Genomic DNA, 14,793 nt, shown 5'->3' on the forward strand with positions numbered 1-14,793 from the left:
GTGACGTCGGAGAAGACAGCGGGCGCCTCCTCACCTGGGGCGCCCGCCCGCCCACCCCTGCCTGGTGGCCGGTTCGCCGGCGGCGGGTCGCTGGGCGGACAGCTCGTCAAGATCGCCCTGCTGGGCCTGTTCACCGCCCTGGGCGTGTGGGCGGTCCTGCCCCTGTACGTGGCGGACAACTGGTGGGGCATCGGACTGGTCGTGGCCGTGGTCGGCCTCGTCTACTGGATCTACCTGTCCAAGCGCACCGTCCCGGCCAAGTACCTGATCCCGGGCGTGCTGTTCCTGACCGCCTTCCAGATCCTGCCGGTGCTCTACACGATGAGCACCTCGGTGACCAACCTCAGCGACGGCCACCGGGGCGACAAGGAACAGGCCATCGCCTCCATCGAGGCCTACTCGGTGAGCAGCCCGGACGGGGCCGAGGAGTACACCCTGACCGTGGCGGTCACCGGCTCGCCCGAGACCGGTGAGCTGGTCTTCCTGCTCACCGACCCCGAGGGCGGCGCCTACGCCGGAACCGATGAGGGGCTCACCGAGCTCGACGGAGCGACCGTGGAGCCCTCGGGCAAGATCACCGAGGCCTTCGGGTACACGGTCCTGTCCCCCACCCAGGTCAACGCGCGCAGCGACGAACTCCGGGAGTTCGCGGTGCCCACCGGCAGCGGCACGGGCATCCGCTCCAGCGGCCTGTCCACCGCCTTCGAGGGGAGCGCGACCCGCGCCTACGACGCCGGGTGCGACTGCGTCACCGACGCCGAGACCGGCATCGTCTACCACGCGGACAACGAGCGCGGCGCGTTCTACAACGAGGACGGGGAGCGGCTGGCCCAGGGCTGGCAGGTCGGCGTGGGCTTCGACAACTTCGCCCGCTTCCTGTTCAACCCGACCTTCGCGTCGTCGTTCTTCAGCATCCTGGTGTGGAACATCGCCTTCGCCGCCTCCGTCACCTTCCTGGTGTTCGTGGTGGGCCTGGCGATCGCGCTCACCCTGCACGCGCCCGGGCTGCGCGGCAGGGTCGTGTACCGGATCCTGGTGGTCCTGCCGTACGCGATGAGCTCGCTGGCGATGTTCCTGCTGTGGCGGGACATGTTCAACACCGACTTCGGCCTGTTCAACCGGGTGCTCGGCCTGGAGGTGGACTGGCTGGGCGACGTGTGGTCTGCCCGGGCCGCGGTGATCCTGGCCAACGTCTGGCTGGGCTACCCGTACATGTTCCTGGTGGCCACGGGAGCCCTCCAGGCCGTCCCGCGCGAGCTGGGCCAGGCGGCGCAGATCGACGGCGCGGGCCCCTGGCAGGCCTTCCGCAACGTCACCCTGCCGCTGCTGATGGTGGCGATGACACCGATCCTGGTCTCGACGTTCGCGTTCAACTTCAACAACTTCAACGCGGTGTGGCTGATCACGCAGGGCGGTCCCTTCTCGCCGGAGAGCCCGACGGCCGGGGCCACCGACCTGCTCATCACCTACACCTACCGGCTCGCCTTCAACGAGGCCACCGCCCAGTACGGGTACGCGGCGGCGCTGTCGGTGATGATCTTCCTGATCGTGTCGGTGATGTCGGTGGTCAGTCTCAGCAGGAGCAAGGCCCTCAAGGAGGTGGACTGATGGCGGTCGGGACCACGGGCGCGGTGCGCGCGCCCTACCGACGCGGTACCGGAGTCCGTCTGGGCCTGTGGGCCCGCAGGTACGGCTGGCGCCACGTGGTGATGCTGCTGGTCGTGGCGTTCGCGCTCTTCCCGGTGCTGTTCGTGGTGTCGGCGGCGCTCAACCCGCTGGGCACCCTGTCCAGCGCGCAGCTGTGGCCGACCGGGGCCAGCCTGGACAACGCCGTCGACCTGTTCAGCAACACCCCGTTCACGACCTGGTACGCGAACTCGCTGTTCTTCGCCTTCACCAACGCCGCCGTGACGGTGCTGCTGTCGGCTCTGGCCGCGTACGCGTTCAGCCGCATGCGCTTCCGCGGCCGCCGGGTGGGGCTGATCGGGCTCCTGGTGATCCAGATGTTCCCGCAGTTCCTGGCGATCGTGGCGATCTACCTGATGTTCTCACGCGTAGGCGAGTACTACCCGGCGATCGGCTTCGACACCCGGTGGGGCCTGCTGCTGGTCTACCTGGGCGGAGCGCTGAGCATCAACACGTGGCTGATGAAGGGCTTCTTCGACACCGTGCCGAAGGAGCTGGACGAGTCCGCGCAGATGGACGGGGCCTCGCACGCGCAGGTGTTCTTCCGGATCATGCTGCCGCTGGTCACGCCGGTGCTGGCGATCGTGGGCCTGCTGGTGTTCATCTCCACCATCAACGAGTTCCTGATGGCGAGCGTGTTCCTGCGCGACACCGACGCCAAGACGCTGGGTCTGGGGCTGTACCAGCTGGTGGCCTCGCAGCGCAACGCGAACTTCGGGATGTTCGCGGTGGGCGCCATCATGCTGTCCCTGCCCACCCTGGCGGTGTTCTGGTTCCTCCAGCGCTACATCACCGAGGGCCTGACCGCGGGAGCGGTCAAGGGCTGAGGAAACGGTACTGAGGAGAACGCGCAGGGGCGCCCCGAGCGGGGCGCCCCTGCGTGTCCGTGCCCTCCACGTGCTCACAGGCTCGCGAGCACGTGGGGGCAGGGCTACTACTTCTTCTTCTTGTCGTCGGCGCCGCCGCTGTCGGTGGACAGCGCGGAGATGAAGGCCTCCTGGGGCACCTCGACCCGGCCGACCATCTTCATCCGCTTCTTGCCCTCCTTCTGCTTCTCCAGCAGCTTGCGCTTGCGGCTGATGTCGCCGCCGTAGCACTTGGAGAGCACGTCCTTGCGGATGGCGCGGATGTTCTCACGGGCGATCACCCGGGCGCCGATGGCGGCCTGGATGGGCACCTCGAACTGCTGCCGGGGGATGAGCTCGCGCAGCTTCTTGGTCATCTCCACGCCGTAGGCGTAGGCCTTGTCCTTGTGCACGATGGCGGAGAAGGCGTCGACCGCCTCGCCCTGGAGCAGGATGTCGACCTTGACCAGGTCGGAGGCCTTCTCTCCGGTGGGCTCGTAGTCCAGTGACGCGTAGCCCTTGGTGCGGGACTTGAGGTGGTCGAAGAAGTCGAAGACGATCTCGGCCAGGGGCAGCGTGTAGCGCATCTCCACGCGGTCCTCGGACAGGTAGTCCATGCCCTGGAGGTCGCCGCGCCGCTCCTGGCACAGCTCCATGATCTGACCGATGTGGTCGGAGGGGCTGAGCACGGTGGCCTTGACCATCGGCTCGTAGATGGAGTCGATCTTCCCGGCGGGGAACTCGCTGGGGTTGGTCACCACGTGCTCGGTGCCGTCCTCCATGTCCACCCGGTAGATGACGTTGGGCGCGGTGGAGATGAGGTCGAGGTTGAACTCGCGCTCCAGGCGGGCCCGGGTGATCTCCAGGTGCAGCAGGCCCAGGAAGCCGCAGCGGAAGCCGAAGCCCAGGGCGGCGGAGGTCTCCGGTTCGAAGGCCAGGGCGGCGTCGTTGAGCTGGAGCTTCTCCAGGGCGTCGCGCAGCACCGGGTAGTCGGTGCCCTCGATCGGGTACAGGCCCGAGAACACCATGGGCTTGGGCTCGCGGTACCCGGACAGCATGTCGGTCGCGGGCCGGTTGAGGGCGGTGATGGTGTCACCGACCTTGGACTGGCGCACGTCCTTGACGCCGGTGATGATGTAGCCGACCTCTCCCACCCCGAGCCCGCCGCACTTGGTGGGCTCGGGCGAGCTGACGCCGATCTCCAGGATCTCGTGCGAGGCGCGGGTGGACATCATCTGGATGCGCTCGCGCGGGCTGAGCTTGCCGTCGATCACCCGGACGTAGGTGACCACGCCGCGGTAGGTGTCGTAGACCGAGTCGAAGATCATCGCGCGGGCCGGGGCGTCGGCGTCGCCGACGGGCTGCGGGATCTGGTTGACGATCTCGTTGAGGAGCTCCTCGACGCCCTCGCCCGTCTTGGCGCTGACCCTGAGCACGTCGGAGGGCTCGCAGCCGATGATTCCGGCCAGCTCCTCGGCGTACTTCTCCGGCTGCGCGGCCGGGAGGTCGATCTTGTTGAGCACCGGGATGATGGTGAGGTCGTTCTCCAGGGCCATGTACAGGTTGGCCAGGGTCTGCGCCTCGATGCCCTGCGCCGCGTCCACCAGCAGGACCGCGCCCTCGCAGGCGGCCAGCGAGCGCGAGACCTCGTAGGTGAAGTCGACGTGCCCCGGGGTGTCGATGAGGTCGAGCGTGTAGGTCCGGTCGTCGAGGGCGGTGAAGGGGATGCGCACCGCCTGCGACTTGATGGTGATGCCGCGCTCGCGCTCGATGTCCATGCGGTCCAGGTACTGGGCGCGCATCTGGCGGTCCTCGACGACACCGGTGATCTGGAGCATCCGGTCGGCCAGCGTCGACTTGCCATGGTCGATGTGCGCGATGATGCAGAAGTTGCGGATCAGCGCGGGATCGGTCCAGTTCGGCTGTGCCACCGTGCTCCGTTCACAGGTCGGGTCCGGGTCGTGTGCGCCTCGCGGCGGTGTCGCCCCGCCGCGGCGGAGGCCGACGGCGTCGTCCATCATCCCACGGCGGCCGGGTGCCCTCTCTCGGTGACGGCAGCGGGCCGTGCGGCAGTATGGGGCGCGGGCGCGGGTCTGGTGTCCAGATTATGTGACCCGGGACCAGGAACGGGCCGTACAGGAAGGACTGTGTGCGCGGCGCGACCGTCGAGGGTGGTGGCGGGCGACGGGTGGGAAGGGGCCGCGCGCGGTCCTGGACGTGGGAGGAGCGGGCGGTTGAAGTGGCTGTTGACACGGTTGCTGGCGGGTGTGGCCGCGGTCGCGGTCGTGGTGGCGGGCGCGGGGGCCCTGCTGGCCTTCCAGTTCTCGGGTGAACCCGCGCCGTGGGCGGCCTCGCGGGGCACGGACGCGGCGTGGGTGGGCTCCTGGGAGGACACCGGCTCCCTGGCGCGGGTGCTCGACACCGGCGGGGTGGACACGGTGTACGTGTACGCGGGCGAGATCGACGCCGAGGGCGCGGTCCGACGGGTGGAGGACACCGGTTCCCTGCTGGCCTGGCTGGAGCGGGAGTACCCCGACGTGCGCGCGCTGGCGTGGCTTCGGCACGTGGAGAACGGGTCCTCGCTGCTGCGGGACCGGCTCGACGAACAGGCCCGCGCGGCGCTCGCCCCGGCGGTGGCCGAGGTGGCCGCGGACGGGTTCGCGGGCGTGCACCTGGAGATCCGCCCGGTGACCGTGAACGACCCGTCGATCCCCACGCTCATGTCGATGGTGCGCGAGGAGCTGGGCGAGGAGCCCGTGCTGTCGGTGCAGGCCCACCACGTGGAGCTGGTGCCGGGCGGGCGGGTGCCCTCGTTCGTCATGGAGCGCGAGGAGAAGTACTGGTCCAAGGGCTACCTGGACCGGGTGACCGAGCACGCCGACGAGGTGGTGCTGCCGGGCGTGGGCGCGGGGATGCCCGGCGACGCGCTGTACGGCGGGTTCCTGGTGCGGCAGGTGACCGAGGCGGTGACGGCCCTGCGCGCGCGTGAGGACGTGGCGGTGCGGTTCGGGCTGCCCACGTACGGCGGTGGCGAGTGGGCCCCGGAGGAGTCGGACGAGTCGGTGGCGACCGCGCTGACGGCCGTCAGGCTGGGCATGACCGAGGCCGAACCGCCGGAGGGGATGACCCTGGGGGTGGCCTTCTACCTGGGGGACGAGGCGACCGAGGAGGACGTGGCGGCCTACACGGCGGGGTGGCTGCTGTCCTGAGCGCATGAGGTCGGCTGAGGTCCCCTGAAGTCTTTTCGGGTCTGTGGGTGAGGCATACTGGAAGTCCGTGTCTCGGAACTTCCACATTGGCTTCGGGCCCTGTGGACTCACACACCCTGCGTCGGCGCCCACGCCGGCCTCTCGCGGAACGGCTGCCCGCGAGTTGGGCCGCCTGGTTCGGTCGGCGCGATGACCAAGATCAACTGGAGCACGTTTTCGCATGGCGAACATCAAGTCGCAGAAGAAGCGCATTCGGCAGAACGAGAAGGCTCGTGTCCGCAACCAGGCGGTGCGCTCCTCGCTGAAGACGGCCATCCGCAAGTTCCGTGAGGCTGCCGAGGCCGGGGACGTCGAGAAGGCCACCGTCGCCCAGCGCGCCGCCGCTCGCGCGCTGGACAAGGCCACCAGCAAGGGCGTCATCCACCAGAACCAGGCCGCGAACCGCAAGAGCGCGATCGCCAAGCGCCTGCACTCTCTTCAGGCCGCCTGAGACTGACGGCTCGACCCGGCCCGGTGCGCACGCACCCGGCCGGGTTTTTCGTGCGCCCAACGTCGTCGCCCACCGCCGTCCACGCAGGTCGAAGAGGCCGGGACGAGAGTTGTCCACAGCCTGAAACCGGGTGCTGACACAGCGATTCCGGATTCCTAACGTGGTCTTATGACTACTCAGCGCCGCACCCGGCGCCACTCCCCCGAGACCGACCAGCAGGACCGGCTCCGCGCGCTCACCCTGGACGCCTCACCCGCCGCCCGGCGCCTGCGCGCGCGTATCCCCCGCTCGCATGCGCAACCCGCGCCGCCGCCCCGCGGTGTCCCGCCGATCCCGAGTGCGCCGTACGCGGTGACCGGGACGCACACCCCGTACCGGCCGGAGGCGTCCGGCGGCGCACCCTGCCCGGAGCGCATCGGCCGCCCCGAGACCGCGCCCCGCCGAGATCCGGCCACCGGCCTCCGGCGGCCGGACGCCTCCGAGGACACCGCGACCCGGCCTCCGGCCCCGCGACACCGGGGCGGGAGGACCTCCGGTGACCGCGTGGACCGGAGCCGGGGCTGGCCAGAGCGCCATCCCGACGACCTGCTCGGCGTGACCGTTCCCCCGGACCCCTCCCCGGCCGGGTCCCCGTCAGCACGGGGTCCCTCCGAGGAGAACCGGGCCGGGAGGGCGACGGTGCCCGCACCGCGGGCCGTCGAGGGGAGCCGGACGGGGAAGGCGACCGTGCCCGCGCCACGGACCTCGGGAGAGAACCGGGACGGGAAGGCCGTGGTGCCCGCACCGCGGCCCTCCGGGGAGATCCGGAGCGCGAAGGCGGCGGGGCCCGTCAGGCGGGGCACCGGGGAGAACGCGGACGAGAGGACCGCCGGGTCCGCCCGCCGTGCTGACGCACCGGAGGGCGCGTCCGGTCCGGACGCGTGGTCTGACCCGACCGGGGGACGGCACCGCCGCCCGGAGCGCCCGCCGTCGGGATACGCGGAGTTCGTCCCCGAGCCGCCCGGTTCGCTCCTGGAGCGGCTGGCCCGGCGGTTGCCGCCCCGGGCGGCCCTGTCCCGGCGGGCGGTGGTGGCCCTGGCCGTGCTGGGCGCCCTGGCCGTCGTGCTGGTGCTGGCGCTGTACCACCGGCCGACCACGGTGCCCGCGCCCGAGATGGTCACCCGCGCCGCACCCGTGCCCGCGACGGCGGCGGAGAGCGACAGCGTGCGGGAGACGGGGACGGAAGCCGGGGAGACGGGTGCCGGAGCGGCCGGGGCCGCGGCGCCGGAGGAGGACCTCGTGGTGCACGTGGGCGGTGAGGTGTCCGACCCCGGGCTGTACACGCTGCCGTCGGGGTCGCGGGTGGCCGACGCCGTGGAGGAGGCCGGCGGCGCGCTGCCCGACGCCGACCTCGACCTGCTCAACCTGGCCCGTCCGCTGGTCGACGGCGAGCAGGTCCTGGTGGGCGTCCCCGCACCCGCGGGCGCGGGCGTCCCCGGGAGCGGCCCGCAGGGGACCGGGGGGCTGGTGGACATCAACCGGGCGGATCGGGCCTTACTGGAGACCCTGCCCGGGGTCGGCGCGGTGATCGCCGACAACATCGTCTCCTACCGCGAGGAGCACGGGCCGTTCCGGAGCGTCGACGACCTGGTCAACGTGGACCGGATCGGCGACAAGGTCCTCGCCGACCTCCAACCCCACGTGACGGTGGGGTGAGCGGAGGTGGCGACGTGGCTGGGGGCGGACGCCTACGGACTGGACAGGCCGCCCGACCTGCGCCTGCTGGCGCCCGCGGCGACGGCCTGGCTGGCCGCGCTGGCGGCGCTCGCCGTCCCGTCGTGGGCGGCCTGGTCCCTGGCCGGGGCGGCGGGGGCCGGCGCGGCGGTCGTGCTCCTGGCGGCGGTGCGTCCGCCGCTGGAGGCGGTGGCGCTCACCGCCGCGGCGTCGCTGGCCTGCGTGGCCACGGTGGCGGCGGTGGCCGGTGTCCAGGTGCACCGGGTGGAGCGGAGCGCGGCCAGGGAGGCGGCGGAGCAGGGGCGCGAGGCGGAGTTCGAGGCGGTGGTGACGGCCGACCCGCGTCCGCGGACGGGGACTCCCCGTCCGGGCAGGGCGGCCTGGGTGGTCGACGCCCGTACCGCGTGGGTGCGGTCCGGGGGAACCGAACGCGGGTCCGCGGCTCCGATGGTGGTCCTGGCCTCGGGGTCGGGCTGGCGCGAACTGCTGCCCGGGCAGACCTTCCGGGCGCGGGGCGTCTTCCTCGGCGCGGAGGACGACCCCCTCACCGCCGCCCTGGTCCTGGTGCGCGGGCCGCCGGAGGAGGTGGGGCGGCCCGGCGGTCTGCAGAGCTTCGCCGGTCTGGTGCGGGAGCGTCTGCGGGAGGCCTCCTCCGGGCTGCCCCGGCCCGAAAACGGGCTCCTCCCTGCACTGATCGTCGGCGACGCGTCCGGGGTGCCGCCGGAGACCGCCGAGGACTTCCGGGATACCGGGATGACCCACCTGCTGACCGTCTCGGGGGCCAACCTGGCGGTGCTGACCGGCTTCGTGCTGGCGGCTACCCGGCTGCTGCGGGCGCCCCCGTGGTGCTCGGTGGCGGGCGGGGCCGCGGTGATCTGGTTGTTCGTCCTGGTGTGCCGCCCGGAGCCGAGCGTGGTCCGCGCGGCGTTCATGGGGTCGCTGGGCCTGCTGGCGCTGGCGACGGGGCGCGCCCACGCGGGGCTCGGCGCGCTGGCCGTCACGGTGGTCGGAGTGCTGTTCGTCGCGCCGGGGCTGGCCGCCTCCTTCGGGTTCGCGCTGTCGGTGCTGGCGACCGCGGGCATCCTGCTGCTGGTGCCGCCGTGGACCCGGGCGTGGTCGGAACGCCTGCCCCGTCCGGTGGCTGAGGCGCTGGCGGTGGCTTTGGCCGCGCAGGTGGCGGTCTCCCCCGTGCTGGTCCTGCTCTCGGGCGAGCTTTCGTGGATCGCGGTTCCGGCGAACGTCCTGGCCGCCCCGGTGGTCGCGGCGGTGACGGTGACCGGGTCGGCGGTGGCGGCCCTGGCGGTGGCGTGGCCGGGGGCGGCGGCGGTGGCCGCGCACCTGCCCGGGCTGGGGGTGTCGTGGATCGCGGCGGTGGCGGGGGCGGGCGCGCGGGTCCCGCACGGCGCGCTGGCGTGGCGGTCGGACCTGGTGGGAGGGCTGGTCCTGGCCGCCGTGCTGGCGGTACTGGTGTTCACGCACGGGCGGTTGCGCCGTGTCGTGGCCGCCGTGCTGGCGGCCGTGCTGCTGCTGGCCCTGGCCGCGCGGTGCGTGCCAGGCGGATGGCCGCCCACGGGCTGGGCGCTGGTGGCGTGCGACGTGGGACAGGGCACCGCGTTCGTGCTGTCGGCGGGTCCGGGTTCGGCGGTGGTCGCCGACACCGGCGAGGACCCGGACAGGGTGGACGACTGCCTGGGGCGGCTGGGGGTGCGCGAGGTCCCGCTGCTGGTCCTGAGTCACGACCACGCCGACCACGTGGACGGGACGTCCGGAGTGCTGCGGCACCGGAGGGTGGGGGCCGCGTTGGCGCCGCCGGGGTTCGGGGAGAGCGCCACGGGGCGGCTGCTGGCCGGGGCCGGGGTGCGGCTGTTGGAGGCCGGGCGGGGCCAGCGGCTGCGGGTGGGGCCCTGGCTGCTGCGCGTGCTGTGGCCGGAGCCCGGCTTCACGGGCTCGGTGAACGACGCCTCGGTGGTGGTCCGGGCGGACGGGGCGGCGCTGACGGTGCTGCTGACCGGTGACATCGAGGAGGAGGCGCAGAGAAGGCTGCTGGAGGGACCGGACGCCGACCTGTTGCGGGTGACCGTGCTGGCCGTGCCCCACCACGGGGCGGGGAGCCAGGAACCGGCCTTCCTGGAGGCCACCGACCCGGTGGTGTCGGTGACCTCGGTGGGCGCGGACAACACCTACGGGCATCCGGCGCCGTTCACGTGGAACATCCTGGAGCGGGTGGCGCGGGTGAACCTGCGCACCGACCGGGACGGGGACGTGGCCGTGCTGGACGGCGGCGGTTCCGGTCCCGGACAGGCCGTGGTGCGCGGACCCGACCCCGCGCGGTAGGAGACGGCGCCGCAGCGGGGAGCGCGGCGGAAGGCAGCGCGACAGGGGGTGGTGCCGTAGGAGGCACCGCGTACGGGCCTCACCGGCCACGGGCGGTGCGGGCGACGGGGCGGGAGCGTGCCCGCCGACCGCGCGCCGGGTGCCCGAACGGGCGGTGAGGCGCCCGGCTGGTCGGCGGGGCGTGGCATCCTCTGTGTATGCCTGCACCCGCCCTGCTCACGATCATCGTCGGGGACGAGGAACTCCTCGTCGACCGGGCCGTCGCCGCCGTCGTCGCGGCGGTCCGCGAGGCCGACCCCGGCGTGGACGTCCACGACCTGGTGCCCGCCCAGGTGGGGATGTCCACACTCGTCGAGGTGACCTCGCCCTCGCTGTTCGGCGACCGGCGGGTGGTGGTGCTGCGCTCGTCCCAGGACCTGACCAAGGACCTGGCGGCGACCGTCACCGACTACCTCGGGGACCCGGCCGACGACGTCAACCTCGTGCTCACCCACGCGGGCGGCAACAAGGGCAAGGCCCTGCTCCAGGCCGCGGTCAAGGCGGGCGCCCACCGCGTGGACTGCAAGGGGCCCAGCAAGCCCGCCGAGCGGGTGGCCTTCGTCAAGGGCGAGTTCTCCCAGGCGGGACGCCAGATCACCGCCGACGCCGCTCAGGCGCTGGTGGACGCGGTCGGCAGCGAGCTGCGCGAGATCGCGGCGGCCTGCACCCAGCTGATCGCCGACACCGAGGGCCGGGTGGACGCCGCGGCGGTGGCCCGGTACCACTCCGGCAGGGCGGAGGCCTCGGGGTTCACCGTGGCCGACTGCGCCGTGGAGGGGCGCCTGCCCGAGGCGCTGGAGCAGTTGCGCTGGTCGCTGGCGGTGGGTACCGCCCCGGTGCTCATCAACAGCGCGCTTGCCGGTGCGGTGCGCGGCATCGCCGTGGCCGCCCAGCCGCCGCGCGGCATGTCCGAGGCGGACCTGGCCAAGCGGGCCAAGGTCCCGCCGTGGAAGCTGCGGACCCTGCGTCAGCAGGCGCGGGGGTGGAGCCCGGCGGGGGTCACCCGGGCCATGGCGGTGGTCGCCGAGACCGACGCGCTCATCAAGGGCGCCGGACGCGACCCCGAGTACGCACTGGAGCGGGCCGTCATCGAGATCGCCCGGGCCCGCGGCACACGCTGAGCGGCGCGACGGAACGGACCGCGCCCGCGGGCCGACTGCCGGGAGCGGTGGCGGGCCGGGCGCCGCCCCCGGAAGGAGCACCGCCTCAGCGGATGGTCCTGCCGCCCTGCCACACGCGCAGGGTGTTGAGGCCCATCGACCAGGCGAAGGCGCCCTCGTGGTCGGCGTCCCACTGGACGAGGTCGGCCAGGCTGCCGGGCGCGAGCACGCCCCGGTCGGTCAGGCCCAGGGCGCGTGCACTGCCCACCGTGGCGGCGTGCAGGGCCTCGTGCACGGTCATCTCGAACATGGAGATGGCCAGTGAGATCACCAGCGGCATCGACATCGTGCCCGACTGGCCGGGGTTGTGGTCAGTGCCCAGTCCGATGGGCACACCGTGGTCGAGCAGCGCCCGCACCGGCGGGGTGCGGCGCTCGTGCAGCGAGGTCGTCGGGCAGGCCACCACCGGCGTGCGGGTGGCGGCCAGCGCCAGGACGTCCTGCTCGTCGGTCTCGTGCAGCAGGTCCACCGAGGAGCAGCCCATCTCGGCGGCCATGCGCACGGCGCCGTGCCGGGGGCGCGAGCAGGCGTGCAGGGTGGTGCGCAGCCCCGCGGACTGGCCCACCCCCAGCAGCATGCGGGCGTCCTCGGTGGTGAACTGCTGGTTGTCGCAGTACACGTCCACCCCGTCGGCACCGGCCAGCGCGGCGTCGTTGAGCCAGGAGGCGGCGGTGGCCGCGTACTCCCTGGGTCTGCCGAAGAACTCGGGCGGCACCCCGTGCGCCGGGAAGAAGGTGACGTGCAGGCGCGGCATGCCCGGCTCCTCCTCCAGGGAGCGCAGCAGGCGCACGTCGGCAAGTTCGCCGTCCCTGGTCAGGTGGTAGCCCGTCTTGGCCTCCACGGTGGTGCTGCCGGTCAGCACCCAGTGCCGGAGCCGTTCGCGGACCGCGTTGCACAGGGTCCAGGGATCGGTGCCCCGGGTGATGGTGACGGTGGTGGAGACACCGCCCCCGGCCGCGAAGATGTCCCCCTTGGAGGCACCCTTGGCCCACATGTTGACCTCGGCGTAGCGGTCCCCCGCGTACACCGGATGGCAGTGGGCGTCGATCAGCCCGGGGGTGACCATGCCGCCACCGATGTTGACGACGTCGTCGACGTCGGTGAGGTCGTCCACCACGCCGGGGATGCACTGGGGGAGCTCGGCGGCGGGCCCGACCCAGGCCACCCGGTCGTCGTCCATCAGGAGCGCGGCCTTGGTGAGCAGTTCGCTCCCGGTCCACAGCCGGCCGATGTTGCTGAGGAGTACCGCCGTCATGGGGTCGTCCGCCCTCGCCGGTCAGATCCGCCGGTACGACTGCGGGACACGGTCGTGGGATACACGGGCGGACATGGCGACCTCGTATCTGGAGCGGTCCGACAGAGCCGGTGGGGGGCGGCCTGCGGCCGCCGCGGTGCCGTGGCAGTGGCAAAGGGGTCGGCTGTCGCGGGACAGCGGCCACTGGCGGCCAGTGCTCCAAAACCGTAGTCCATCCGCGGACTCCGTGTACACCTCCCCGGGAGGACGAATAGGACGGTCTCCCAACAAAAACCGCGGGCACACGGAGTGATCAGTGCCACGGACGGCCGCGGTGAGCTGGGTGTTCGCGTGCGTCGTCCGAACGGGGATGCGCCCGTGCGCCGCGTCGGCGCCCGCGCCCCCGGACACGGCGGGGCCGGGGCGCCCCCGTCGGGGCGCCCCGGCCGTGCGCGGCGGACCGCGCGTGCCTCAGACCGTGCTGGGCGTGTACTCGTCGAGTCTGCCCGCGAGCAGGGCCGGGACGAAGGCGTGGATCGCCGTACCCTCGGCGGTGTGCTCCTCGCTGAGGATGCGCCCCTCCTCGTGGATCCGGGCGATGAGGTCGCCCCGCGAGTACGGGACGAGCGCCCGCACCTCGTGCGCCAGCTCGGGCAGCGCCGCGGCGACCGCCTCCACCAGGGCGGAGACGCCCTCACCGGTGCGCGCCGACACCTCGACCATGTCCGGGTAGCGGGTGCGCATCACCTTGAGCACGTCGGGGTCGGCGGCGTCCACCTTGTTGACCACGATGAGCTCGGGCACGTCACCGGCGTCGATGTCGGCGAAGACGTGCCGGACCGCGTTGATCTGGCTCTCGGGGTCGGGGTGGGATCCGTCGACCACGTGCAGGACCAGGTCGGAGTCGGCGACCTCCTCCAGGGTGGAGCGGAAGGCCTCCACCAGCTGGTGCGGCAGGTGCCGGACGAATCCGACGGTGTCGCTGAGCGTGAACCCGCGGCCGTCGGGTGTGCGGGCCTGGCGCACGGTCGGGTCCAGGGTGGCGAACAGGGCGTTCTCGACCAGGACCCCGGCGCCGGTCAGCCGGTTGAGCAGGCTCGACTTGCCCGCGTTGGTGTACCCGGCGATGGCCACGGACGGCACCGCGCGGGTACGCCGGACGTCGCGCTTGACGTCGCGTGCGGTACGCATGTGGGCGAGCTGGCGGCGCAGCTTGGCCATCTTGTCGTTGATGCGCCGACGGTCGGTCTCGATCTTGGTCTCACCCGGTCCGCGCAGGCCCACGCCGCCGCCCGCGCCACCGCCGCCGGAGCCGCCCGCCTGACGGGACAGGGCGTCACCCCAGCCGCGCAGTCGCGGCAGCAGGTAGCTGAGCTGGGCGAGTTCGACCTGGGCCTTGCCCTCGCTGCTGCGCGCGTGCTGGGCGAAGATGTCCAGGATCAGGGCCGTGCGGTCAATCACCTTGACCTTGACCACGTCCTCCAGCTGGCGCAGCTGGCCGGGCGTGAGCTCCCCGTCGCAGATCACGGTGTCGGCGCCGGTGGCCTCCACGATGTCGCGCAGCTCGGCGGCCTTGCCCTTGCCGACGTAGGTGGCGGGGTCGGGCTTGGACCGGCGCTGGGTGACCCCCTCCAGCACGAGCGCGCCCGCGGTCTCGGACAGGGCGGCGAGCTCGGTGAGCGAGTTGTCCGCGTCGGCCTGGGAGCCGCTGGTCCACACGCCGATGAGGATGACGCGCTCCAGCCTCAGGGAGCGGTACTCGACCTCGGTGACGTCGGTGAGCTCGGTGGACAGTCCCGGAACGCGGCGCAGCGCGTGGCGCTCGGCGAGTTCCATCGCACCCTGGTCGGGGGCGTTGCCCGGGTCGTCGTAGCGGTCTCCGCCGGTGGCTCCGGCCTCGCGGGACGCGTCGTGTGCCTCGACCCCGTCCCCGACGGTGATCGCCTCGCGGAACGCGTCCTCGGCCTCGTGGCCGTCGTGGACGCTTCCGCGGGTGTCAGCTGTATTCATATCCCTCCAGGTGGGTCAACGTGGCCGCCGCCTCGATTCTTCCCGCGACCGGGCGGCGGCGGGTGCCCTGTCA

At 72.7% G+C, this 14,793-nt stretch carries 10 protein-coding genes; 7 read left to right on the forward strand and 3 right to left on the reverse strand.

Annotation, left to right across the window (positions count from 1 at the left end; genetic code table 11):
• Entirely contained in the window at positions 1–1,608 is a 1,608-nt protein-coding gene (locus FYW99_RS03410) for an ABC transporter permease subunit (RefSeq protein ID WP_150250146.1), read from the forward strand.
• Positions 1,608–2,513 carry a sugar ABC transporter permease gene (locus tag FYW99_RS03415; protein WP_150250148.1) on the forward strand — a complete coding sequence of 302 codons (906 nt, stop codon included), beginning with the start codon at positions 1,608–1,610 and terminating at the stop codon, positions 2,511–2,513. Before FYW99_RS03410 ends, FYW99_RS03415 begins: the two co-directional genes overlap by 1 nt.
• A gap of 107 nt (positions 2,514–2,620) precedes the next feature.
• Here the strand turns inward: FYW99_RS03415 and lepA are convergent, their stop codons facing one another.
• Entirely contained in the window at positions 2,621–4,462 is a 1,842-nt protein-coding gene (gene lepA, locus FYW99_RS03420) for a translation elongation factor 4 (RefSeq protein WP_150250150.1), read from the reverse strand.
• A 303-nt stretch (positions 4,463–4,765) separates the two neighbouring features.
• Between lepA and FYW99_RS03425 the strand changes: the two genes are divergently transcribed.
• From FYW99_RS03425 to holA, 5 genes are all read left to right on the forward strand, one after another.
• A complete protein-coding gene (locus FYW99_RS03425; RefSeq protein ID WP_150250152.1) occupies positions 4,766–5,740 on the forward strand; it encodes a hypothetical protein in 975 nt (324 codons plus the stop codon).
• Positions 5,741–5,960: 220 nt separating this feature from the next.
• Positions 5,961–6,230, forward strand: a complete 270-nt coding sequence (rpsT, locus tag FYW99_RS03430; protein WP_150250154.1) for a 30S ribosomal protein S20 — start codon at positions 5,961–5,963, stop codon at positions 6,228–6,230.
• Between the two features lie 168 nt (positions 6,231–6,398).
• Complete coding sequence (locus tag FYW99_RS32135) at positions 6,399–7,925, forward strand: ComEA family DNA-binding protein (protein WP_223838683.1); 1,527 nt, start codon at positions 6,399–6,401, stop codon at positions 7,923–7,925.
• Positions 7,926–7,931: 6 nt separating this feature from the next.
• Positions 7,932–10,277, forward strand: coding sequence for a ComEC/Rec2 family competence protein (locus FYW99_RS03440; protein WP_150250156.1), 2,346 nt, complete (start codon positions 7,932–7,934; stop codon positions 10,275–10,277).
• A gap of 197 nt (positions 10,278–10,474) precedes the next feature.
• A complete protein-coding gene (gene holA / locus FYW99_RS03445) occupies positions 10,475–11,437 on the forward strand; it encodes a DNA polymerase III subunit delta (RefSeq protein WP_150250158.1) in 963 nt (320 codons plus the stop codon).
• An 85-nt stretch (positions 11,438–11,522) separates the two neighbouring features.
• Here the strand turns inward: holA and FYW99_RS03450 are convergent, their stop codons facing one another.
• Together FYW99_RS03450 and hflX are read right to left on the reverse strand one after the other, a co-directional pair.
• Complete coding sequence (locus FYW99_RS03450; RefSeq protein ID WP_150250160.1) at positions 11,523–12,731, reverse strand: amidohydrolase family protein; 1,209 nt, start codon at positions 12,729–12,731, stop codon at positions 11,523–11,525.
• A gap of 450 nt (positions 12,732–13,181) precedes the next feature.
• On the reverse strand, positions 13,182–14,720 hold the full coding sequence (gene hflX, locus FYW99_RS03455; protein ID WP_150250162.1) for a GTPase HflX: 1,539 nt from the start codon (positions 14,718–14,720) through the stop codon (positions 13,182–13,184).
• Positions 14,721–14,793: the final 73 nt, after the last annotated feature.

It is taken from the genome of Nocardiopsis deserti (genome assembly GCF_008638355.1).
GTDB lineage: Bacteria > Actinomycetota > Actinomycetes > Streptosporangiales > Streptosporangiaceae > Nocardiopsis > Nocardiopsis alborubida.